Origin of the sequence: Paenibacillus sp. KS-LC4, assembly GCF_036894955.1 — a bacterium.
In the GTDB taxonomy this organism is placed as follows: Bacteria; Bacillota; Bacilli; order Paenibacillales; family Paenibacillaceae; genus Pristimantibacillus.
In genome coordinates this window covers 2,853,077-2,875,990 of sequence record NZ_CP145905.1, presented here as the reverse complement: position 1 = coordinate 2,875,990, position 22,914 = coordinate 2,853,077, and the positions used below count along the sequence as shown (strand labels likewise).

The window sequence follows — 22,914 nt, the reverse complement described above, 5'->3', positions numbered from 1 at the left end:
GCCAAAAGTTTGGACGCAAATTAATCTGAAAAGTTGCACTCTACCCCTTATTTATGACGAATATTTTAAGAAGCGTGCTTCGTTTCCTGACGCTCTGCCGAGGAAATACGGGGCAATGCAAGCGATACAGCACCAACAACAAGCGACAATACGACCACTATCGTAAAAATTCGGTGCAAGCTTTCCTCCAGCAACAACGGGTCGATGATATTCGTGCTCCCTGTGTGCAGCAGAAGGCCGAATAAAGCGATTCCGATCGTCTGGCCAAGCGTCCGTATAAAGTTATTCGTGGCAACCGAGGCACCGCGCATTTGCCGTTCGACAGCGGATGATACGGATATGGTACAGCTGGTTAATGCAAGCCCAAAGCTTAAGCCCGTTAAAAACATATAGAGCATAAACAAGGCAATCGGCGTTGCCGCATTCAGGAACATAAAGCCCAGGCTTCCTAATACGAGGGAAAGCGCGCTGAGCAGCGTTATATTTCTCAGCCCCATTCGCGATATCCATGTGCCTGCCAAAATCGAGCCGAGCGGCCAGCTGACCGAGAGCGGAATCATCGCCAAACCCGAATAGGTGGCGCTTTTTCCATATACCCCCTGAAGCCAGAGCGGCAAATAAAAAATAATAACGACATTGACGACGCATAGCAAAAAGCTGAGCAAATTCACCATGCTAATGGTGCGATTTTTGAACAATACGAGCGGGATCAGCGGCTCCTGCACACGCTTCTCAATATAGAAGAACAGTGCCAGCAGCACTGCAGCAACCGCAAAAAGCAGTCCGATTTCCATATAGCTGGCTCCCTGCTCGCCCGTCTCTGAACGCAGCAGGGTCAAGGCATAGAGAAAACAGAACATGCCTACGGCGAACGTGCCAATTCCGCCATAATCAATCGAGCGCTTCCGCTTCTCATAAGCCTCCTTCAAAGTAGAGCCAAGCAGAAACATCGCGATTATGCCAAAGGGCAAATTCATATAAAATATCGCCCGCCAAGAGACATAATCGACTAACAGCCCGCCAAGCAAAGGACCCGATATACCAGCTATTCCCCAAATGCTCGACATCCAGCCCTGAACTTTCGCCCGCTGCTCATAAGCGTATAAATCACCGATTATCGTATAAGGAATCGTTGTAAGCGCACCAGCCCCCAGCCCTTGTATCGCGCGAAAAACAATAAGCTGCGTCATCGTTTGCGCAAGGCCGGAGAGCATCGAGCCGCACAAAAAAATCGCTGCCCCAATCATAAACATATTTTTGCGGCCAAATAAATCTGACAGCTTGCCATAAATCGGTGTTGTGACGACCGTAGCAAGCAAATAAATCGAAATAATCCAGCTATACTGCTGGGTTCCTTGCAGCTCTCGCGTGATGCTCGGCATAGCCGTACTGACGATCGTCCCTTCGATCGCTGCCAGAAAGGTCGCTACGAACAGTGCAATCGTAATGCTGCGTGTATTGCTCGTATTCATCATAGTCACCCTGCTTTCTTCCCTTAACAACAAACACGCCCCCTATGAAGTTTTCATAAAGGAGCGCATCTGTGTCTGATTTAAATAAGCACTGCTTGCGATTCGAAAAATATACCGATCCCGTGCAGCCTCGGAGATTTGCCAAAACTGCTCGTCTGCAAACAAGCGTTTGAGCAGCCATTCCGCCGCTTTCGCCGCCTGCTGCTCGTTCTGCAATAGCTTTAGACATATCGTATAGCAAGTAGACTCGCATTGTCTTAAACGATTTATTTTATATTGAAAATCCGTCATAGTAATTGGACATCCCCCGGTTATATGTTTAGGTTACTCATCTGTTACTATGATAGCGGAAACCCTACATATAAAAGTTACGAAATGTTTAAAATGGCCAAGCAAAAACGATTTCGTCGTCCCTCCATGGCGTTGAAGAGCTTTGCCTTAGAAATATAGAGAATGGATGGAACTATCATATCCTTTCCTATATTTTCATTAAGCGTAAGCGCTTCAACGCAAGTTATGCTTTACGAGCAGAATAGGCCTGGCATGCAGCAATCCAGCGCTCAGCCATCCCCGGATTTGAGGCAAAATGGAAGTGCGTATAGCCTGCAACCAGCTGCGCGAGCTGCGCCCCTTCCTGCTTCACGCCGCGTCTGCCCTTAGTCTCGTAGGCAGGCTCCGGTGTTTCGCTATCGGTGCTTGGCACATAGACAGAATAATGAAATTCATGTCCGCGAGCCTGATCGCCCTCAGGCAGCAGAAAATTAGCGCCTAGACCCTTTGCCTCCCGATAACCTAACGCTGCAAGCTTGCCCTGCATGACCACACTTCCCGGCAACACGCCAGCCATCGCATAGCTATTGCCTCTCGTATTCGTAAGCTGCTCCGTTAAATACATATAACCGCCACATTCAGCAAGCGTCGGCATGCCGCCAGCAATCGCATCCCGCACCGACTGGTGAACGTGCTGCTGCTGCGCCAACTGCTCGGCAAATTCTTCCGGAAAGCCGCCGCCAATATACAAGCCTGATACATCCTTCGGCACAGCTTCCCCTGCAAGCGGCGAGAAGTAAATAAGCTCGGCTCCACATGCCTCCAGCAGCTCAAGATTATCTGGATAATAAAAATGAAACGCCGCGTCCTTGGCAACCGCCATTCGCACGCTGCCCTCTGACGCTCTTCTCGCGAATAAGGAGGTCGCTGCTGCTTCAGATATGACTGGCGCTTCTGCCAACGCAAGCACGCGTTCAAGATCAACAGTCGCTTCGCACATCGCAGCCAGCTGGTCAAACAAAGGCGACAGCTCGCCGCGTTCAATGGAAGGCACGAGGCCCAAGTGACGCTCGGGTATATGCAGCTCGCTGCTGCGCTTGAAATGACCAACAACCGGAATGCCGCATTCCTGCTCAATAGCGGCCTTCACAATCTCATAATGGCTGTCGCTGCCCACCTTGTTCACTATGACGCCGACGATACGCACCTTCTCATCCAGCGCCTGAAAGCCCTTCACAATAGCCGCTGCACTGCGAGCCATGCTTTGGCAGTTGACGACCAGCAGCACGGGGCAATCCAGCAGCACCGCAAGCTCAGCGGTACTGCCTTCGTTCGAAAGCGGATTTTTGCCATCATACAGCCCCATGACACCTTCAATGATTGAAATATCCGCCGTGCTTGAAGCACGCGAATAAATTTCCTTCACCGTGGCAGGAGGACACATCCAGCTGTCCAAATTACGTGACTGCCGCCCTGTCGCCGCCGTATGATAGGTCGGATCAATGTAGTCCGGCCCGCTCTTAAAGCCTTGTACCGCGAAACCTCTGCGCGCTAAAGCAGCCATCAGCCCGACGGTTGTCGTCGTTTTGCCCACTCCGCTGCCCGTTCCGGCAATGATGATTCTTTTCTGCGTTGCTATCGTCATAACAGGTGAATTCCTTTCATTAAAAACTTGCGACAAGGTGAAACGGCTGTCGCCATCCTATAGCGGCACAGCGCGTTTCATTCGAGAAATATAGAGAAAGGATCGAGCAATCATATACTTCCTATATTTTGAAAAAAGCAATGCTGCACGAGCCTATGAGTATGGAATAAGTCCAATTGAAATCGTGACATTGCCGGATTTTTGCTTGCCCAGCAGCAGCTCATTGCTTTTCGTATAACGCTTTGCCGCAGGCTCGCTTACTCCGTATGCTCCAGTAAATTTAAATACCGTTTCAGAAGGCTCGCTAATTTCCTCTTCGTTCAGTTCGGCAGGCGTATACGTTACCAGCGGCCAGCCATGCTTGGCGCATACCGCAAGCAGTCCCTCTTCATCCTTCTTAAGATCAATGGTGCAGATTGCCTTGACACTGCGGATCGAAGCACGAATACCTTCTAAGGAAGAAGCAATAACCGCTTCGATTTCCTCCGCAGACGTCCCCCGATTGCAGCCAATACCAAGCGCCAGCACCTTCGGACGGTAAAGCACGCCATTATCCAGCAGCTTCTGCTCCTCCTCCTCCAGCAGGCGGTGTGTGACTATGAGCGCCGCGTTAGGCGCGGCAGCCTCTGCTGCGGCAATCGAGTCATATACGACCAGGTTAGGAGGCATTGGTGTGTCATGCATCCACCAGTTCCGCTCGCCCGACTCCTGCACAATTGCAACAGGCTCCTCATTGACGACAGCGGCGCTGACAGGCGTCAGCTTTGCATCGCTTTCCCACTCCCAGCCAAAGCGACGCCCGAACAAATCGACAGGCAGCGTGCGCTGTACATCCGATGCCGTCGTCAATACTGGGCGCGCGCCAATTGCCGCCGCCGTCTCACGCGTCAGCTCATTCGCTCCTCCGAGATGGCCGGACAGCACGCTAATGACATGCTCCCCCTTATCGTCAATAACGACGATGCCAGGGTCCTTCTTCTTGTCTTGCAGCAATGGAGCAATCATTCGCACAACGGCGCCAAGCGATATAATACAGATGATTCCTTTATATTTCGGAAACAAAGCAGGAAACAGCATGCGCACCGAGCCGTTAAACAGCTGAATCCCGCGACTTTCTTCATCTCCTGCTTCAAATTTGCCCATGTAATACAAATCGACGGCGCCCATATTTTCCAGCAGCCGTCTGCCAGTCTGCACGCCATGCTTTGTAATCGCAACTACGGCATATTCGTGTTTTTGGCTAATATCCGGAATTACGCCTTCTTCCAGCTGAATGATTACGCTCATTCCGGCTTCACTCCTCTGCGGAAGCGGTGCGTGAACGTTTTGTCATACAGCTTTGAACGGTGCGCATCTTTATTGTGCAGCTCTGGGTCAAGCGCCCAGCCTGCCAAAATCATCGCATGCGCGCGAATGCCATGCTCACGCATCGCATTGTCAAGCCCCGCAAGCGTTGTGCGAATAATGAGCTGATCCGGCCAGCTCGCCCGGCGAACGACGGCAATCGGCGTCTCGTCCTCCCAGCCGGCATCTTTAAACTCCTGTACGACTTTGCGCGTCAGCGTAGCACTGAGGAACAACGCGATTGTACAGCGATGCGCCGCCAAATCCTTCAGCTTCTCCAGCTCGGGGACAGGCGTCCGTCCTTCGGCCCGCGTCAAAATGACCGTTTGGGTCAGGTCAGGTATCGTCAGCTCAGCGCCAACCGCGGCAGCGGCAGCAAATACGGAGCTCACGCCCGGCACGATTTCACAATGGATGCCTTCACGCTTAAGCAGCACCATCTGCTCCAAAATAGCCCCATACATCGCGGGATCGCCCGTATGGATGCGGGCTACGCTTTTTCCCTGCTTCACGCGGTCTACAATGATGCCAACCATTTCATCCAAGTCCATGCCTGCGCTTTTCAGCACCTCGGCTTCGGGCTTCGCTTTCGCAATCAGCTCTTCGTTAACGAGTGAATCGGTATACATGACAACATCGGCCGCTTGCAGCAGCTTTAGCCCTTTTACCGTAATGAGATCCGGATCACCGGGACCCGCGCCTATAATATGTACGATCATTTTCTCACCACCATTAATGTCAAATATTCAAGCTCGCGCCCTTGCAGCTCCTCGACATCCATCCAGACTTGCTCCTCGGACGATGTAACCTTCGTCAGAACATAAGCATTTTTAACCAGCTTCAAGTCGCGCAGCACGGTCAGCATCAAATCCAGCACCTTCGCCACTTTAATGAAGACGACGCAGTCGTGGCGTTCAATCGCGGTACGCATCGCCTCATAGCTTGGCGTTGCCGGAACAATCGCCACATGCTCGTCGCCGTCGGCGAGCGGAATGCCAAGGCGGGAAGCTGACGCATTAAACGAAGAAATGCCGGGAATCGCCTGCATCTCCACTTCAGGATGACGCTCACGCATAAGCCGCATCAGGTGGATATACGTGCTGTAGATCATCGGATCGCCTTCTGTAACGAAAGCTACATCGCGTCCTTCACTTAGCGGCTGCCATACTTGCTGCACCGTCTTCTCCCACTGGCGCTCCAGCGATTCGCGGTCCTTCGTCATCGGAAACGTCAGTCCGAGCATTTCCTTCTCCGCTGCGTTCACATAGAGCTCAGCTATCGTCAGCGCATAGCTTTTGGCACCCATCTTTTTGCGTGGATAGGCAATAACCGGACATTCCTTCATAAGTCGAAACGCTTTAACGGTAATCAGCTCCGGGTCACCCGGTCCAATTCCAATTCCATATAATTTGCCGAGCTTAGTCATTGCTGCTTTCCTCCTCGATGAGTGTCTCTGGCTGCTTCCATGCCGTTATTAGAAAAATCGGATTAAGCGCATCAAAGCGCGTCAAATCCAGTATCGGTTTGCTGCGCGACAGCTGCGCAAGCGTAATATCGGTTTTAAAGCCCTCATCCTCAAAAGCGCTCATCGCCTTGCCCATCGTCTCAATCGTTGCCGCATTCACGACGATGCGTCCGCCTTCCTTAAGCCGCGTGCAGCAAATATGCAGCAGCTCGCGCAGCTCGCCGCCGCTGCCGCCGATAAATACCGCATCGGGATCAGCGAATGTATCCAGCCCCTCAGGGGCGCGTCCGAGCCGGGTCGTCAGGTCCGTTCTGAATTTCCGGGCGTTCTCCACACAATTGGCAAGATCGCCTTCGTTCTTCTCAATGGCGTATACGTCGCCTTGGCGCGCAATCCGCGCAGCCTCAATCGCCATAGAGCCTGTGCAGGTGCCAATATCCCAAACGGTGCTCGTCTCTCTAAGCTGCATAGCCGCAAGACTAAGCACGCGGATTTCACGTTTGGTAATCAGCCCTTTGTCCGGCTTGCGCTGGGCAAACTCGCTATCCGCAATGCCGAGCGGCCACGATGGGCTAGTTCCTACGCGCTTCAAAATCAGTACATTCAGCGGAGAAAACTCCGCCTCCGCAAGCTCGCCAAGCTCATACCACCCCGTACGCTCATCCGCTCCACCTAAATTTTCAGCCAAAAAGGCTTTATATTCAGTCATGCCAAAATCGAGCAGGTAGCGGGCGATAACGCTTGGATTGTTTTTGTCGTCGGTCAGCAGCGCGATCTTTGCTTTGCCGTCGATACGCTGCGCCAGCCCCTTCATGCTCTTGCCATGCACACTGGTCAGCAGCGCATCATGCCAGCTTTCGCCCATTCGCGCAAAAGCAAGCTGCACCGAACTGTGCGCCGGATAAATGTCAAGCTCCACCTTGCCCGCCAAATAACCGCCGATTCCATAAAACAACGGGTCACCCGAAGCGAGGATGACCGTCCTCCTGCTCTCCGCTTGCAGCTGCTTTGCCAGGTCGGTCAGACCGCCTTTAATGACGATTTTCTCGCCTGCATATTGTGGAAAAAAAGCCAAATGGCGCTCGCCGCCAACGAGCACTTCACTCTCTTGAATCCAGTCCTCATAAAGCGGCGGCAAGCCTTGCGCTCCGTCATCGCCAATGCCGATCATTTTGATTTTGTTCCCCAAGCTCTATCTCCCCCGATTCTTTGCTGCCAAGCAGCTAGAATGCCTTTGAAAATGCTATTGTTCAGCCCTGCCTAACAGCAAAGCCTTCATAGATATAATGACCGTCTCGACGATCAGCTGTCCGCCCGCTTCCTTCTTGCTGTGGTAGCAGCACAGCTCGCTCATTCTTTCGAAAAAGGCGTCGATGCCGCGCTCCTGCATCATATCACCGACCTGCGAAGCGGTGTTCGCACCGCGTATTTCTTCCACAAGCCCTTCGGGAACGGCGGCATATTCCGCAATTTCAGCAAGAAAGCCGAAGTCGACGGGGGCGCTTTTGGAATGCACCATCATGACGCCCTGCGCCACCTTCGAAAACTTGCCCATCATGCCGACTAGCGTTACTTTGCGAATATGCTTGTTTCGGGCCATTTTCAGCGAAAAGCCGATAAAATCGCCCATCTCGATAAAGGCCTCCTCCGGCAAATCCGGATAAAGCTCCATCCCAAACTTTTCCGTGCGGCCACCTGTCGATAAAACAAGATGGTCGCAGCCGCTGACGGCTGCGACATTAATCGCTTGCGCGACGCTCGCTTTGTATGCTGCGGTAGAGAATGGCACAACCGTACCTCTCGTCCCGAGTATGGAAATGCCGCCGATAATACCGAGGCGACCATTTAACGTTTTGAGCGCGATTTGCTCGCCTTCCGGCACGGAAATGACGACGCTTACGCCTCGCCCTTCCAGCTCGAACGAGCGCAGCACCTCTTCTACCGCTTCATGAATCATACGGCGCGGCACCGGGTTAATGGCGGCTTCGCCAACCGGCACAGGCAGCCCGGGCTTTGTAACCCTACCAACCCCAACACCGCCATCAAGCAGGATGCCTTCGCCGTCATGCCATTTGACCTCCGAAAAAATGCTCGCGCCATGCGTAGCATCCGGATCATCGCCGCCATCCTTAATAACCTCTGCTTTTGCGAAATCGCCACTCAGCTCACAGCTTACGATGGTGAAAGTGACCCGCTCGCCAATCGGCAGCACAATTTCCGACTCGGTCTGCTGTTCACGCAAAATCAGCGCAGTCAGTGCCGCTTTTGTCGCGGCAGTCGCACACGAACCCGTCGTATAGCCATGGCGGAGCGGCTTATCCTCTTTCTTGTCCACGCTATTTACACTTGGCGCTCTGCCAGCAGGGAAATCGCGTTAACCGCAGCTACGGCAACCGGGCTCCCGCCCTTTCGTCCGAGATTCGTAATGAACGGAATGTCCAGCTTCGCAAGCTCCTCCTTCGATTCTGCTGCCGATACGAAGCCGACAGGCACGCCAACGATAAGGCCGGGTTTGGCTTCGCCATTTTTCACCAATCTAATTAGCTCAAGCAGCGCTGTAGGTGCGTTCCCGATTGCAAAAATACCGCCGTCCGCTTCGCGAATCGCCTTGCGAATGGAAATAATCGCGCGCGTCGTATTGAGCCGCTTCGCCTCCTCCATTACATCTGCATCCGATATGTATACGCGCACGTCGCCGCCAAACTTCTCAATGCGCGGCTTGCTTATTCCGACTTGAACCATCTGCACGTCTGCTACGACAGGCTTGCCAGCGCGAATTGCCTTAATGCCTGCCTGAACTGCATCCTTATGGAACATCATGCTGCGTCCCAGCTCAAAATCGGCGGAGGCGTGAATGACGCGCTGAACGACAGCATATTGCTCCTCGGTGAAGGGGTGCTCCCCCAGCTCCTCGGTAATCATTTCAAAGCTGCGGCTTTCAATTTCCTGCGGCTGTACAGTAAGCGGTTTAAAATCAGTCAAAAAATCCATGCTTTAAGCTCAGCTCCTTCAATGTATGATGCAATGCATATTTATTTCAACATTTCCTTTAATGTATCACTAATTTCGTCAAAGCGCGAAAAAACATGCCCATAGGCAAGCTTAGGGCGCCCAATAATAATCGTCTCAATTCCCATTTCAAGGGCGGCTTCCAGCTTCTCATCCACAGAGCCGACCTTGCCGCTCTCCTTCGTAATCATCAGCGTCACGCCGAATTGCTCGTAAAGAGCGCGGTTGAGCGCTTTGGAAAATGGCCCTTGCATCGCAACGATGTGCTTTTGCGGCAGACCAAGCGCCTCGCATTTCTCCATATTGTCGAGGCGCGGCAGCATGCGGGCGATGAGCGTAACGTTAGGCAGGCCTAACAGACGCTCGGTAAACACCTGGAGCGTTTTGCTGCCGGTTGTCAGCATCACGACGCCGCCTTTGGCAGCCGCTAGCTCGGCTGCTTCGGCATAATCATCCGCATACTGGATTAGCGGCTGTCCGTCAAAGGTCAAGCTCTCGCGCTCGTATCGAATATACGGCACCGATGCTTGCTCAGCCGCCGCCATCGCATTGCGATGCGCTTCTTCCGCAAAGGGATGGCTGGCATCTACGACAGCCTGTACCTGATTTTCCTTCAGGTAAGCGGCCATCTCACCCTCGGTAAGCCGTCCCACTCGCACGTCAAGTCCAGCTTCCTTCAAGCTGCCTGCAGCACTGTCGGTCACGACAGAGGTCAGCACGTTATAGCCATGGGCTTTTATTTGCACGGCGAGTTCCCTCGCATCGCTCGTTCCACATAGCATAAAAATCATCACTTAACCCTCCCCAACAAGCGTTGTCGCCTTGGATGGAGTATCATTTTTCGGAGCAGCTTCCTTGGCATCAGCTGCAAGCTCGCCAATTTCAAGATGCTTGTGGTCGTGATCATGGTCATGGTCATGGTGCTCATGAGGATGCTCATGCGTGTGACCTTCATGATGATGATGGTCATGATCATGCGTGTGGCACTCATGATTGTGGTCATGATGCTCATGTTCGTGATCATGATCGTGATGATGATGGTGGTCGTGATCATGGTCATGGTGGTGGTGATGATCATGATCCTTCATCGCCTGCAGGCGGAACTGGCACATATCGCAGTTCATCTTCACTTCGTCCTGAAGCGCTTCTGCGGCGCGATCCTTCAAAATTTCTTTAAGCAGCGGATGGAAGCCAAAATATTCAGCAAGCACAAATTCCGTATCCGGATAAGCAGACGTATATTGCTCCATCGCTGCTTCCATCCTTTTAATGAGAACGCCGGTAAATAGGAAATAAGGCAGGATAATTACTTTGCGCGCGCCCAGCTTGAGGCAACGCTCTACACCTTCATCCATCAAAGGAGCTGTTACGCCAATAAAGGCTGTTTCCACCCATTTCACTTTAAGGCGTTCCCAGAATAAGCGAGCAATCTTGAACAGCTCGCTGTTCGCATCGGCATCGCTGCTGCCCCGACCGACGATCAAAATAGCCGTATCTGCGAGCTCGCTTTCCTCTGCTGCAACAGCTTCTCCAAGGCGAGAGGTCAAAATTTCCAGCACTTGATCATGAACGCCAATCGGCCGCCCATAAATAATATTTATAGCTGGGTAACGAAGCTTGGCCTCATCAATCGCCGCAGGCATATGAAGCTTGGCATGCCCTGCCGAAAATAATGTAATTGGAATAACTGCGATCCGCGTCGCCCCTTTTGATACGCAAATATCGAAGCCCTGCTTCATCGTCGGCGTTACAAATTCCAGAAAGCAAAGCTCTACCAAATCCGCATTCAGTGTTGGCGCTACAGAGGCCACAAACTCGCGCACCTCTTCATTGCCTCTCTCATCCCGGCTTCCGTGCCCTACAAATAAAACCGCATCCATCTTCCTTCATCTCCCTTGCTGTCGTTAGTCTCCGCACAGTGCGTCTTCGATATGAAAAACAGGCAGCTCCTGATAACGATAGCCCTCTATTTGTCCCATTCGTTTGAAAAATTTATGAAAGCGCTCATTCGGATGTCCCTCCGATTTGTAAAGCGCAATAATGCGTTCAATCAGAGGTACGATTTCCTCAGCTGCAATGCCCTCGGCAACTGGCTGCGCCGCATGCGCATTGCGGCCGACGGTTTTGCCGCCGAGAAACAAATCGAATTTGCCACGGCGATATACGATGCCGATGTCCTCGTTGACTGCACCGTAACAAGCCATGCCGCAGCCATTAAACCCAATGCGCAGCTCCTTCGGCATGGCCATACCGCCGATCTTCTCTTGCAGCTCATCGGCATAAGGCACCGACTCCGCCTTCTCCAGATTGCAAAAATCACAAGCCTTCAGTTGCAAAACATCACCAATCGGCGCCAGACTGAGGCCATCCGCACGCAGCTTTGCCGTAACGCTGTCTGGATCAGACGTCGGAATCCGCACAAGCAGATGATGATGCGGCGTATATTCAATCGAGCCCTTCTCGCCAACCGCCTGTGCCAGTGCCACCAGCTGCTGGGGAGTAAAATTCTTCGTCGCTACACCCGGGCTTACAGCGAATTCCAAGACCGATTGCTGCGTAAATACAGGCAATGGGCTAGCAGCTTCCGCATAAGAAGCATTAGGCTCTATACCTTTACTGCGATCATTAAGCAGCAACGCCTCCATCGCCAAATGAAGCGGCGAGACAGCTGGCATCGCGGCTGACTCCACCCTCGATGAAGCAGCTTTATCAATCGGAGCTGGAGCAGCCTTCACCGAAGCGACTTGCGGCGCTATAGCGACAGCAACCCCTCCGCCTTGCCCAATTTCATTTCTCGGCTGGTCTGGTACCGCTATTTGGGGTTCTTCCCGCTCCACCAAAGGTTCCATCGCATTATATTCACCCTCAAGATAGTCTCCATCACCTGAAAGCTCCGGCATGCCTGCCGTATGAAGCGCCCATGGCTCGTTCTTCTCTTGCAGACGCTGGTGCGGCTTCAACGGCTGCGCACCCTCTCCCAGCGTATATTTGCGCTGATAGCCTCGCGGCGTAATCATTAGCCCATCATAATTAACCGTCGTAGAGTTGCCAATAACGACCGTTGTCAGCATACCGATATCATGGTCAAGCATTCGGGCAAGCGTTGTAACAACAATGTCTTCACGGTCACGGTACGCGCTTTTCACAATGCCGACTGGCGTCTCTGGCGAGCGATATTTGAGCAAAATACGCTGCGTCTCCACAATTTGCCGCGTTCTTCTTCCGCTGCGCGGATTGTAAAGCGCAATGACGAAATCCGCTTGTCCAGCCGCCTCTACCCTGCGCGCAATGAGCTCCCAAGGCGTCAAATGATCGCTTAGGCTGATCGTACAGGCGTCATGCATAATCGGTGCGCCTAGCAGGGACGCTGTCGAGTTTATCGCCGAAATGCCGGGAATGACTTCAACCTCTACCCCGCCGTTACGCTTCCAGCCCTTCTCAATCAGCACCTCATATACGAGTCCTGCCATACCGTACACGCCCGCATCGCCGCTTGATATGACGGCTACCTTCTTGCCATTCTCCGCCTGGCGAACCGCTTCTTGTGCCCGGCTGACCTCCTCCGTCATTCCCGTACGCACAATCGCTTGATCGCTGATTAGCTCGCGAATCAAGTCCACGTACGTGTTATAGCCAATGACGATATCGCTCTCCTGAATCGCTTCACGGGCGCGCTTCGTAATATGCTCAAAGCTTCCTGGGCCGAAGCCGATAATTAACAGCTTGCCGACGCCTGCTTCACTCATTGATGCCAACTCCTTTATATGTAGCCATTTACAATTTGTACTCAACAAAAAAAGCATCTCTAACGCAATGTGTTAGAAATGCTTGAAAAGACCAATGTCCTTATTAAACGCAGACAGCGAAGGGCCATCCAATCTCTAACACCTTCCTAATATCCACGTAGGTTTACAGTGTCGTTGAAATAAGCAGGTCTCCTGGCTCGAAGCGTTAATGCGCTTCATACAGTGGCGGGTCCGCGCCGGTCTCTCACCGACTTCCCTATTAAGTCAACTTGGGCGCCCATTGCGCCTGCTGACACTTATTCCCTTCCTATTAAATTGTAATTTTAATGATAACATTAGATTGTATGATCGACAAGTGCGTTTATGCCAGCTGCCATGACGCAAACAGAGCTAACGCCAGCGAGGACAGCATGTCCAAGCTAGCGTTAGCTTTATTTTTCTCAATATAGGCATTTATAAGTTTTGCACTTGCAACTGGGCTTATATTTCTCCCTCGAAACGATAGCTTTGCCGCCAAAGATCGGCTACAGCCCTTCATCACCGTTTATTTCTTCTCAAGCGTATCCCAAGCGGCCTTCACGAGGGAATCGAACAGCTCGTCATTCTCTTCCAGCTCATCCTCAACAGCTAAAAGATCCTCTTCCTTGCCTGATTCATTCAGGAAAAACAAGCCATAGCCCCATTCTGTCGCCTTGCGGCTGTGGAGCGTGATTTCGTATTGATTCGTCTGCCCCTCTACTTCAAAATGTACCTTGCCTACGAATCCAGATTCCTTGGAGTTCGTCATGCTCGCATGCAAAATGTTAACTTTCATCTTCCATTCTTCCTCTCTTTACCGTTACGATACCAGCTGCTGAAGTTGATTTACTTGGTTGAGCAGCTCGTTGATTTTGTTAATCGTGTTTGGAATTTCCGTCGCGTCAACCAATGCCTTGCCGTCTTCGATTTGCTTCAGCACCCCATCAATGCTTTCCTGCAGCTTCAAATTATAATCGACCACAGTTTGATGGATGTCCTTGGCAAAGTCAGGCGCCTGCAGCTCGCCAAACTGCTTGATAGATTCCTGCACAGCTACCAGTTGTTCCTTATAATCAGCACGTGCACTCGCGTCGTTTACGGCTTGCTCCGCAAGCTGCGTCGCCTGCTCGCTAAAGCTTGTCAGCGTCTGCATGTACGAAGCCGCCCCCGTCACATAATCGGCCGAGCTCGATACGGAATTGACCGCCTGCTTGGCATCCTCGAATAACGAGCAGCCTCCTAATAATAACATTCCGATGATTAAAAGTATGCTTTTTCCTGAACGAATGGTCATGTTTTATCTCTTCCTTTCCGCTTGTATGGCACAGGGCATTATTTATACGGCATAGGCGTCCAAACGGTTGCATTTCTCCTTATTGAAAAGCTTGTCCATCATTTAGGTGGGTTATAAGATCAAAGGAGACAAAAACAGCCCGAACATTACGTGGATTTCATTTATACCATCCTCTTGTCGACCGACATTTCACACCTATCTGTCAGCTCCTTGTATGACAAAAAGGAGCCGCCACGAGGCAAGCTCCTTCACTATCGTTATACAGATGATTCTATGAATGAGTATTTTGATTCATTTTGAATGGATTAGTTTGCTTGATTTAATTGATAAAATCCACAAATTGCAGGAACCTTTTCAGTATAACCGCTGCCTGCGCCCTCGTTACATTCTTTCTCGGGGCAAAGCGGCCGTCATCCATTCCTTTCATAATGCCGTCTTCCAATGCTCGGACTACCGCAGCTTGCGCCCATGAAGAAATGGAGTCTCGATCGGTGAAAGCATCCAAATAACCTCCCTTTTGCCCATCGCTACCAGTTCCATGGTTGATGAAGGTTAAGGCACTAGCAATGACAACGGCCATTTGCTCGCGGGTAATTGGTTCGTTTGGCGCAAAGCGGCCGGCACCGGTGCCGCTAACCAGTCCGCTAGCCACTGCCGCATTTACTGCAGATGCATACCATGCGGATGCAGGGACATCCGCAAAACGATTACCGCCCTCGCTCCCTTTCACGGATAGCCCTAGCGCACGAACGAGTAAGGCGGAAAATTCCGCTCGTGTAATGGTTCCCTCTGAGTCAAAACGGTCGGCCGCTACGCCGTTCACCAGCAGCTTGGACGCCAGATGCTCTACATCCGCTTTCGCCCAGTGTCCAGTTAAATCAGCGAATGTTCGGGCTTGCACATTTACGACTGTGTACAAGCTGTTATGCGGCACGTTCAGAATCGCTTCGTTAGTGCCGTCTGGACCGTTTTCCATTTTTGCCGGAACAAAAACGACAGTTCTGTTTTCCGGAATATACTGAACGGCAACTAGGTTACGATTTGTGTTCTCTCCGTCCAACTTAATGGTCCGGAGCGAGTACGCTCCACCAAAGTCATGCACCTCCAACATTTGCCCGTTTGCTTCGACCAGCACCTTGTAGTCAATGACGTCGGCGAAAACAGAGAAACCTTGGGAAACGCCGATCCGATTGATCTCTTGTCGAATTTGCTCGCCTCCCAGCTCCTGTATGATGTTTACGGTCAAACTCGATACTTCCGCGTCGAGACGCTCCGCCAAGCCGGTCAGATTAATCGCGCTTAACCGCAATTGGTAGCTAGAATCGTTCAATCTCACCTCAACAATTGTATTAGGATTAGCTTTGACCATATCCACGATCCAGTCAGCTTGAAGCTGCGCCTGTACCGCTTGCTTCCGATTGTCGATTGTAATTCTGACGATCGGTTCCAGCGCATTTTTCAGGAGTACAAGCACTTGCTCCCTCGCCCGTTCGGGGAGGATGACTTGCTCGATCACCGTGCCGTCCGAACGCTTGACTTGTTTGATGTCGGATGGATCGACTGGAATTGTAATCCCGCCACTCGGCTCTAACTTCACAGTCGTCCCCGATGTGACCGGTCGATTGCTATTATCCGACGAAGACGGGGTTGATATCCCAGTAACAGTGATGGTTTTCACTGCTTCATTTCCTGCTTCGTCTAGGGCATAAACGGTATAGTCGCCGTTGGCATTAATGGTGAATTCAGATGTGGCCAAAATATCGGTTCCTTTCGTTCCGCGGGCAAATTCAACTTTGCTAACACTTCCAGGCAGCCAACGTAGCTGCGTCAGCACATTTCCCGCAGCTTCTCCGAACACGTTTGCAATCACGCTAATCGCTTTACGTTCTGATCCATTCGGTGCAACCGTCAGGGCAACTTCGGGCGGTATGGCTACGATACGTATTCCGCTCGCGTCCGGTGCTACGTAAGTTAGCAAAGCCGGTCGACCGCTGGAGGTGCGAACGATGCTTGCACCGTCTGGTAGCTCCAATGATGCAGCAACTTTAATTCCATCAATATCCGCGAGCCCAGCAGGAACTTCGAATTCAAAAGTAAGTTTTGTCAATGCCTCACCGCGCGCTCCTATATATGAGGCATATACCGTCTGGGCGACGGAATCGTCTCCAATGCTGATTGGAACGACCGGTGTACCTATGACGGTTACTTCATATCCGTAAAATACCGTAAAGCGAAGCGTGTCGCTCGTTCCGTACAAATCATTGGCCGATGCGGTTAGCACGATCCCCACCCACGTTGCTTCAAATACCGCCATAGCGTCGTTCAAACGGGCAGTAGCTTCATCCAAACGAGTCTGAGATTGATTTTCTGCATCGTCGGCAATAGTCCGCGCTGCATCTATCACGGTCTGCAAGGCAGCGCGATCTCCTGCTGAAGCTTGCCCTACTTCCGTTCCTTCCGGATGATCCGTCAACGCCTGCTGCGCCGCCGTGATCGCAGCTACCAGCGCCGTCGGAATACCCGCTTGGATAACAGCGGCATTAAAGTCTTGAACTGCTGCATTTAATTGGTCAACCGCTATATCCAGTTGAGCCTGCGTGTAATTGCCCGCGTTATCCAGAATCTGCTGCGCCGTATCCACCGCCGTTTCCAGCGTGGTGCGCGTTCCTGCCGAAGTCTGCCCTACTTCCGTTCCTTCCGGATGATCCGTCAACGCCTGCTGCGCCGCCGTGATCGCAACACCCAGCGCCGTCGGAATACCCGCTTGGATAACAGCGGCATTAAAGTCTTGAACTGCTGCATTTAACTGGTCAACCGCTATATCCAGTTGAGCCTGCGTGTAATTGCCCGCGTTATCCAGAATCTGCTGCGCCGTATCCACCGCCGTTTCCAGCGTGGTGCGCGTTCCTGCCGAAGTCTGCCCTACTTCCGTTCCTTCCGGATGATCCGTCAACGCCTGCTGTGCCGCCGTGATCGCCGCATCCAGCGCCGTCGGAATACCCGCTTGGATAACAGCGGCATTAAAAACCTGAACTGCTGCATTTAATTGGTCAACCGCTATATCTAGTTGAGCCTGCGTGTAATTGCCCGCGTTATCCAGAATCTGCTGCGCCGTATCCACCGCCGTTTCCAGCGTGGTGCGCGTTCCTGCCGAAGTCTGCCCTACTTCCGTTCCTTCCGGATGATCCGTCAACGCCTGCTGTGCCGCCGTGATCGCCGCATCCAGCGCCGTTGGCACACCAGCTTGGATAACAGCGGCATTAAAAACCTGAACCGCTGCATTTAACTGGTTCACCGCTGTATCTAGTTGAGCCTGCGTGTAATTGCCCGCGTTATCCAGAACCTGCTTCGCCGTACCCACCGCCGTTTCCAAAGCGGTGCGCGTTCCTGCCGAAGTCTGCCCTACTTCCGTTCCTTCCGGATGATCCGTCAACGCCTGCTGTGCCGCCATGATCGCTGCATCCAACGCCGTTGGCACACCAGCTTGGATAACAGCGGCATTAAAGTCTTGAACCGCTGCATTTAACTGGTTCACCGCTGTATCTAGTTGAGCCTGCGTGTAATTGCCCGCGTTATTCAGAATCTGCTGCGCCGTACCCACAGCCGTTTCCAAAGCGGTGCGCGTTCCTGCCGATGTCTGTCCTACTTCCGTTCCTTCCGGATGATCCGTCAGCGCCTGCTGCGCCGCTGTAATCGCCGCATCCAGCGCCGTTGGAATGCCGGTTTGAAGAATGGCGGCATTAAAATCTTGAACCGCTGCATTCAACTGGTTCACCGCTGTATCTAGTTGAGCCTGCGTGTAATTGCCCGCGTTATCCAGAATCTGCTTCGCCGTATCAACTGCCGTTTCCAGTGCGGTGCGCGTTCCCGCTGACACCTGCCCTACGTTCACCCCTTGTGGATGATCTGTCAACGCCTGCTGCGCCGCCGTAATTGCCGCGTCCAGCGCCGTTGGAATACCCGCTTGGATAACAGCGGCATTAAAGACCTGAACCGCTGCATTTAACTGGTTAACAGTAGTATCCAGTTGAGCTTGCGTGTAATTGCCCGCGTTATCGAGAACCTGCTGCGCCGCATCCACCGCAGATTCCAGCACGGTGCGCGTTCCTGCCGAAGTCTGTCCTACATCCGTTCCTTGCGGATGATCCCTCAATGCCTGCTGCGCCGCCGTGATTGCCGCTGCCAGCGCTGCGGGATTGCCAGCCTGAACAATTTGCGCACTGAATGCAGCGATTGAAGAGGTCAGAGGAGCTGCGGCGTTAGTCAGATCAGTGGCGATGGTGGCATTTCCGATTCCGTCGATAAAAAGCATGGCGGCGTCATACTCTGCCGATAAATCATTGTAGGCATTGGCCGGAACTTGCCCTACGCCATTGCCCACCAGATTAGTTTTCAACAACGACTTGGCGCTAGAAATTGCTAGAAATAACTCTGTTCCGTCCACAAACGTATGTCCGTTGCTCGATGCATAAACAGCTGCGGGAGAATTCGCAATTCCGAATATTTTTAGATTGCTTGGATTACTAGCAAATACACCTGTCCCAAAAGTTGTTGCATTGCCTAACACCGTTATGCTTGTCAAGTTGTTATTATAAAATGAACTACTGGCGACATTCGTTACGCCAGCCGGGATGACAAGTTTCGTAATGTGATTGGTGTCGAAGGCCCCGCCATTAATCGTCTTCAAATTTTCCGATAATTTAATCGTTGTCAAATTATTCATATAAAAAGAATAGTTGCCGATCATCGTCACACTATCTGGAAAAACGACTGATGTAAGCGGATTGTTCTCGAATGCGCTGGAACCAATCGTTAACAAGCTGTCTGGGAGGTCGATGGAAGTGAGGCCGGTGTAACGGAATCCATACGTTTGAATGACCTTCACGCTGTTCGGAATCACGACGCTCGTAATTTTAGGCTTGCCCGTATTGTACGTATCAAATGCTGATCTCCCAATTTCGGTTACCGTCGTACCCGAGTATTCATCGGGAATAACCACATTAAGATCCGTACCCCTATAGTCCGTGACCGTTGCGCCATTGGAACCGATTGTAAAAGTAAAATCGTTCGCATCTGCATAAACAGGTAGTATTTGCGAGAATGTAGTCCCGAACGTAAATAATGCAATTAATAAACATAACACTGATTTTTTCATAATTTTTCTCCTTTAATATAGCGCTTGAAGTGAAATGACGAAGAGTAGAAAATAGTTGGAAGAGCGGGATAGAAATATATCTGTAACTGAATAGCAGCTATATTTGATTATAACGAAGGCTAATAAAAGAATAATGAAAGAATAATGAAAAAATCAGCTAATTTCGCGCAGTATCAACACTTACGGATTTTTTTGGTTTTGTAAAGTCGCTTTTGAAAAATGCAGTACTATCTGAAAGTGGTAATGGAGAGTCCTTTAGGCTATTTTTAGCAAATGAACGAGGGGAAATCGAAGTAGGGATAACTCGGCAAATTACGGTCTCAACGAGGCGATGTGTTTCAGTAGGCAATCGGTTACATGCTATCGTCGATGCAGCCAACGCCAAACGACAAGAACTTGAGCATATAACAAAGCTACATTCCTAATCAATGACTTAAACAACAACACATACACACACAACTGTTTCAGCTGTTTATTTTCCAAAGGCTTGTCCTGACAAACGATACAGTAACTAACTCATTCAAAATGATAGTATAATCTGCACCAAATGCACATATATTCTTTCTCAATTTATGTTATAACTCACCATTTTGCAGAAAAAAATCTTAAGCCGCAGATGGCTGAAACTTTACCGGCTATTACTTGTGTCTGCGGCATAACGATGCAGCCCTTTCTGTTGAGCTACGCCACTCCTTTCTCACCTAACGCTTTGACTTGAACACTTGCCGGCGCCATATGACGACGATGACTAGAAATAAAGCAATGACACCCGTAAGCAGCCACCCCACCTGCTCATCATTAAGCTGATCACCTGAAGCGGTAGCAGCCGGATCAGAAGAACCATGACCTGTATGCTCGTTACAGTTGGAGCCTAATGCTGGTGCAGTGGTCGCATTCGTCTGCTGCTCGGTATCAGCAGGTGTACAGATATCAGCAGCAGATACAGCTAGCAATGCAGAACTCCAGAGGCTTACTCCAATAAACAAAACCACCAGAAAAGTTAGACTGAGGAACCTCTTTTGCATTTGGCGAACCCCCTTTACGCTTTCGTTTCCCTTCATTTTATTCCCGTGCGCCCAGAACGGAAGCTTGGCCCTGCGAATTTTAACAGCTGCTTATGCTTATGCAAAGAGGGTTAAGCGTAAACACTTCAAAAAAATAAACCGTTCACTGTCAGAGACAGTAATCGGTTTATTTTCTAGTTATAGTAGTTAGGTGCCAAATCAATGTCTGGCTCATTTCTAGCACTATTAAATGTGATTTTACCTGACTTATATTGTTGGTTCAGCTTTACAATCTCGCAGCCTTTAACATTAAATAAAATTGATTATTAAAATGTACTTCATTCGTATATATTTTTTTCAATAAACCAATGCACTTGTCTATTATTTCCCCAGTGAACTTTTTGGACATGATGGCTTTATTCGAATAGATCCTTACTGTCTTCCAATCATTAATAATATGGTCCATTAACGGGTCAAGCGTATGTTTTGCATGGATATGATCAATGTTGTACTTATAGAGAGTATTTAACCTGTATTTCTCAGAACATTTTCTATAAATAGTACTGCTTAGTGTTTCTATAATCGTTTCATTTGTTATAATAAGCTCGAAATGTTCTGCCAACAACAATATATTATTCAAACTTTCCGTTATTTCATTTTGATACCTGCACATATTTTCTACAAATTTATTGATGTTTGTTTGTGCTAGCTGCTCACTGTTCAAAATATCATGATCAGCGGGGGACACTAGTGCATATTCCCAAAAGTAATTTGGCATTTTTACGTGTTCTGAACTCATGCATGACAATTTAAATTCTGAAAATGGTAAAGAATATTGTCTGTATTCTTTAATATCATCAACCGTATATATTTCTTCATTAGTAAGATTAAAGCCATAGACAAAAACAGGATGCAGGCCATGCTTTTGGTTATAGTAAAAGTCTCTTCCGCGTTGATAAAATAAATCAATAATAATGGAAATCGGATTACCATTAGAGATAGAGTTTATGATCTCATCTTGTAAAGCATCTAATGCAGGAGATTTTCTACGAATTGAGATACCCATTTCCTCAAGTATCTTATCTCCATCCTCGAGATCCAACACTTCTAGCTTGAAATATCCTCTTGTTTTTATTTTTTGTTTATCAAATCTATAAATACTAATGACATTATTCAAAATCGGCAGCTCATCTTTTTTAAAATAATTTGCAAGCGTTAATAGCAAATTGTAGTCGCAATTAAAATAAGGGAAATTATGATGAGGAAACATTTTTATCATTCCGTCGAAAGGTTGAAAGGCATTTAGAGAAACAATTTCTTCCATAAATATTTCTCCTATACTAGGGCGTGTCTGAAAACCGGTTCAGCGGCCCCTTTCACCGCCTTTCCGCCCTCTGCTTCGTTCCGTTTGCGAAGGTGTACGCCCGGTACGCCTTCACAAACGCGCCTTGCATGGAACGAAAATTCGGCAAAATTGGCTGCCCTCACCGTTCTCAGACACACCCTAAAATTATTGTCGAGATTAAAGCTATGTTACCTTTTAACAAGGGTCATTATACGGTATTGCCGCGTTCCAGCCTTCATCTCTTCATATTTCTTCGAGCCGGGCAATGCGATGAAATCATTGATATCTCCAATATTCGTGCTCGCGTTGGCGTTGTTCGCAATCCCCTGTATGCCAGTACGTTGCTTTGCGTTCTCATCACACGATAGAAGGACATTCGAAGTTACATCCTGATTGCGGATTACAGACAGGCCCGCTTCCTCCAAAAGCTTCACGTTCTGCGCTACCTGATCTTCCAGCATCAGCTCCGTATACAGAAATACGCCGCCATATCTCATTATCCGGTGCACCTCTTCATAGAAGCGTGAGCGATTCGGATAGGCATGTGCCGATTCCATATTCAATACAACATCGAAGCTTTCGTCTGCAAACGGTATATTCTCCGCATCGCCGACGAGATAGAAAGATTCAAACAATCGGGATTTGGCACTGCAATACGCAATATTCGCCGGGCAGATGTCGAGACCGACAATAGACAGAGGCTTGAAATATTTATGTAAAGCTGCCATATTCCCTCCCCTGCCGCATCCGATGTCAATAACCTGCCGCTCCCGAATCGCCGTCCTGCCCACTACCTCGAGCAGGAGCTTGACTGAATTTCTATTCCATACATCGTCGGGCTCGATCACCGCATGTTGCTCATTCCCGTGCGAGACGTACCCATAGTTTAAGAAGGCTGCGAATCGACCTATACCGGAAACCGCAAGGGAGTCCGAAATCTCGCTATAAACTCGAATTTCGTCCTCTTTACGATTCCAATCGGAGGGGTGGACAAACTGCTCACGCCGGTCGAGCATTGATACATAACGATTATCCATCGTATATGTCGCATCACAGTTGCGGCATTGCAGCCATACATCCGACTGAGCCAGCTCGCCCTTGCAGCTGGAGCATACCAACCTTGCATGCAGATGCTGTAACATCACTG

18 protein-coding genes and 1 riboswitch are annotated in these 22,914 nt (G+C 50.2%); all 18 genes read right to left on the bottom strand.

Features of this window, described 5'->3' with window-relative positions:
* Positions 1–65: 65 nt before the first annotated feature.
* The 18 genes from V5J77_RS12395 to V5J77_RS12310 all read right to left on the bottom strand — a co-directional run bounded on the left by V5J77_RS12395 (position 66) and on the right by V5J77_RS12310 (position 22,909).
* Positions 66–1,475, bottom strand: coding sequence for an MDR family MFS transporter (locus V5J77_RS12395; RefSeq protein ID WP_338556747.1), 1,410 nt, complete (start codon positions 1,473–1,475; stop codon positions 66–68).
* Between the two features lie 39 nt (positions 1,476–1,514).
* The gene (locus V5J77_RS12390) at positions 1,515–1,763 is read right to left on the bottom strand and encodes a hypothetical protein (protein WP_338556198.1); all 249 of its coding nucleotides are present in this window, start codon (positions 1,761–1,763) and stop codon (positions 1,515–1,517) included.
* A 223-nt stretch (positions 1,764–1,986) separates the two neighbouring features.
* Positions 1,987–3,381, bottom strand: a complete 1,395-nt coding sequence (locus V5J77_RS12385; RefSeq protein ID WP_338556745.1) for a cobyrinate a,c-diamide synthase — start codon at positions 3,379–3,381, stop codon at positions 1,987–1,989.
* Positions 3,382–3,540: 159 nt separating this feature from the next.
* Complete coding sequence (locus V5J77_RS12380; protein WP_338556196.1) at positions 3,541–4,674, bottom strand: cobalamin biosynthesis protein; 1,134 nt, start codon at positions 4,672–4,674, stop codon at positions 3,541–3,543.
* Positions 4,671–5,450 carry a precorrin-4 C(11)-methyltransferase gene (gene cobM / locus V5J77_RS12375; protein ID WP_338556194.1) on the bottom strand — a complete coding sequence of 260 codons (780 nt, stop codon included), beginning with the start codon at positions 5,448–5,450 and terminating at the stop codon, positions 4,671–4,673. The genes V5J77_RS12380 and cobM overlap by 4 nt, the downstream gene beginning before the upstream one ends.
* A complete protein-coding gene (gene cobI / locus V5J77_RS12370) occupies positions 5,447–6,157 on the bottom strand; it encodes a precorrin-2 C(20)-methyltransferase (protein ID WP_338556193.1) in 711 nt (236 codons plus the stop codon). Before cobI ends, cobM begins: the two co-directional genes overlap by 4 nt.
* Positions 6,150–7,385, bottom strand: coding sequence for a precorrin-6y C5,15-methyltransferase (decarboxylating) subunit CbiE (cbiE, locus tag V5J77_RS12365; protein WP_338556192.1), 1,236 nt, complete (start codon positions 7,383–7,385; stop codon positions 6,150–6,152). The genes cobI and cbiE overlap by 8 nt, the downstream gene beginning before the upstream one ends.
* A 54-nt stretch (positions 7,386–7,439) precedes the next feature.
* Entirely contained in the window at positions 7,440–8,531 is a 1,092-nt protein-coding gene (locus V5J77_RS12360) for a cobalt-precorrin-5B (C(1))-methyltransferase (RefSeq protein ID WP_338556190.1), read from the bottom strand.
* A gap of 5 nt (positions 8,532–8,536) precedes the next feature.
* Entirely contained in the window at positions 8,537–9,187 is a 651-nt protein-coding gene (locus tag V5J77_RS12355) for a precorrin-8X methylmutase (protein WP_338556188.1), read from the bottom strand.
* Between the two features lie 41 nt (positions 9,188–9,228).
* A complete protein-coding gene (gene cobK / locus V5J77_RS12350) occupies positions 9,229–9,996 on the bottom strand; it encodes a precorrin-6A reductase (RefSeq protein WP_338556186.1) in 768 nt (255 codons plus the stop codon).
* 3 nt (positions 9,997–9,999) lie between these two features.
* Positions 10,000–11,085 carry a sirohydrochlorin chelatase gene (locus tag V5J77_RS12345; RefSeq protein WP_338556184.1) on the bottom strand — a complete coding sequence of 362 codons (1,086 nt, stop codon included), beginning with the start codon at positions 11,083–11,085 and terminating at the stop codon, positions 10,000–10,002.
* Between the two features lie 24 nt (positions 11,086–11,109).
* Positions 11,110–12,951, bottom strand: coding sequence for a precorrin-3B C(17)-methyltransferase (gene cobJ / locus V5J77_RS12340; protein ID WP_338556183.1), 1,842 nt, complete (start codon positions 12,949–12,951; stop codon positions 11,110–11,112).
* A gap of 164 nt (positions 12,952–13,115) precedes the next feature.
* Positions 13,116–13,266, bottom strand: a riboswitch (cobalamin riboswitch).
* Between the two features lie 229 nt (positions 13,267–13,495).
* Positions 13,496–13,765: a hypothetical protein gene (locus tag V5J77_RS12335; protein WP_338556182.1), complete on the bottom strand. Its 270-nt coding sequence runs from the start codon at positions 13,763–13,765 to the stop codon at positions 13,496–13,498.
* Between the two features lie 24 nt (positions 13,766–13,789).
* Positions 13,790–14,263: a DUF6376 family protein gene (locus V5J77_RS12330; RefSeq protein ID WP_338556181.1), complete on the bottom strand. Its 474-nt coding sequence runs from the start codon at positions 14,261–14,263 to the stop codon at positions 13,790–13,792.
* Positions 14,264–14,582: 319 nt separating this feature from the next.
* The gene (locus tag V5J77_RS12325) at positions 14,583–19,418 is read right to left on the bottom strand and encodes a leucine-rich repeat protein (RefSeq protein ID WP_338556180.1); all 4,836 of its coding nucleotides are present in this window, start codon (positions 19,416–19,418) and stop codon (positions 14,583–14,585) included.
* A 701-nt stretch (positions 19,419–20,119) separates the two neighbouring features.
* Positions 20,120–20,443 (bottom strand): hypothetical protein, encoded by a 324-nt coding sequence (locus V5J77_RS12320; RefSeq protein ID WP_338556178.1) that lies wholly within the window; start codon positions 20,441–20,443, stop codon positions 20,120–20,122.
* A gap of 265 nt (positions 20,444–20,708) precedes the next feature.
* A complete protein-coding gene (locus V5J77_RS12315; protein WP_338556176.1) occupies positions 20,709–21,746 on the bottom strand; it encodes a hypothetical protein in 1,038 nt (345 codons plus the stop codon).
* A gap of 209 nt (positions 21,747–21,955) precedes the next feature.
* A complete protein-coding gene (locus tag V5J77_RS12310) occupies positions 21,956–22,909 on the bottom strand; it encodes a class I SAM-dependent methyltransferase (protein ID WP_338556174.1) in 954 nt (317 codons plus the stop codon).
* Positions 22,910–22,914: the final 5 nt, after the last annotated feature.

What these genes read in the sequence shown, in the direction of transcription:
- V5J77_RS12320 (WP_338556178.1), bottom strand. Translation starts at nt 20,443, where the DNA reads ATGCAAAAGAGGTTCCTCAGTCTAACTTTTCTGGTGGTTTTGTTTATT.
- V5J77_RS12380 (WP_338556196.1), bottom strand. Translation starts at nt 4,674, where the DNA reads ATGAGCGTAATCATTCAGCTGGAAGAAGGCGTAATTCCGGATATTAGC.
- cobJ (WP_338556183.1), bottom strand. Translation starts at nt 12,951, where the DNA reads ATGAGTGAAGCAGGCGTCGGCAAGCTGTTAATTATCGGCTTCGGCCCA.
- V5J77_RS12325 (WP_338556180.1), bottom strand. Translation starts at nt 19,418, where the DNA reads ATGAAAAAATCAGTGTTATGTTTATTAATTGCATTATTTACGTTCGGG.
- V5J77_RS12390 (WP_338556198.1), bottom strand. Translation starts at nt 1,763, where the DNA reads ATGACGGATTTTCAATATAAAATAAATCGTTTAAGACAATGCGAGTCT.
- cobI (WP_338556193.1), bottom strand. Translation starts at nt 6,157, where the DNA reads ATGACTAAGCTCGGCAAATTATATGGAATTGGAATTGGACCGGGTGAC.
- V5J77_RS12315 (WP_338556176.1), bottom strand. Translation starts at nt 21,746, where the DNA reads ATGGAAGAAATTGTTTCTCTAAATGCCTTTCAACCTTTCGACGGAATG.
- cobK (WP_338556186.1), bottom strand. Translation starts at nt 9,996, where the DNA reads ATGATTTTTATGCTATGTGGAACGAGCGATGCGAGGGAACTCGCCGTG.
- V5J77_RS12345 (WP_338556184.1), bottom strand. Translation starts at nt 11,085, where the DNA reads ATGGATGCGGTTTTATTTGTAGGGCACGGAAGCCGGGATGAGAGAGGC.
- cobM (WP_338556194.1), bottom strand. Translation starts at nt 5,450, where the DNA reads ATGATCGTACATATTATAGGCGCGGGTCCCGGTGATCCGGATCTCATT.
- V5J77_RS12330 (WP_338556181.1), bottom strand. Translation starts at nt 14,263, where the DNA reads ATGACCATTCGTTCAGGAAAAAGCATACTTTTAATCATCGGAATGTTA.
- V5J77_RS12395 (WP_338556747.1), bottom strand. Translation starts at nt 1,475, where the DNA reads ATGATGAATACGAGCAATACACGCAGCATTACGATTGCACTGTTCGTA.
- V5J77_RS12335 (WP_338556182.1), bottom strand. Translation starts at nt 13,765, where the DNA reads ATGAAAGTTAACATTTTGCATGCGAGCATGACGAACTCCAAGGAATCT.
- V5J77_RS12355 (WP_338556188.1), bottom strand. Translation starts at nt 9,187, where the DNA reads ATGGATTTTTTGACTGATTTTAAACCGCTTACTGTACAGCCGCAGGAA.
- V5J77_RS12310 (WP_338556174.1), bottom strand. Translation starts at nt 22,909, where the DNA reads ATGTTACAGCATCTGCATGCAAGGTTGGTATGCTCCAGCTGCAAGGGC.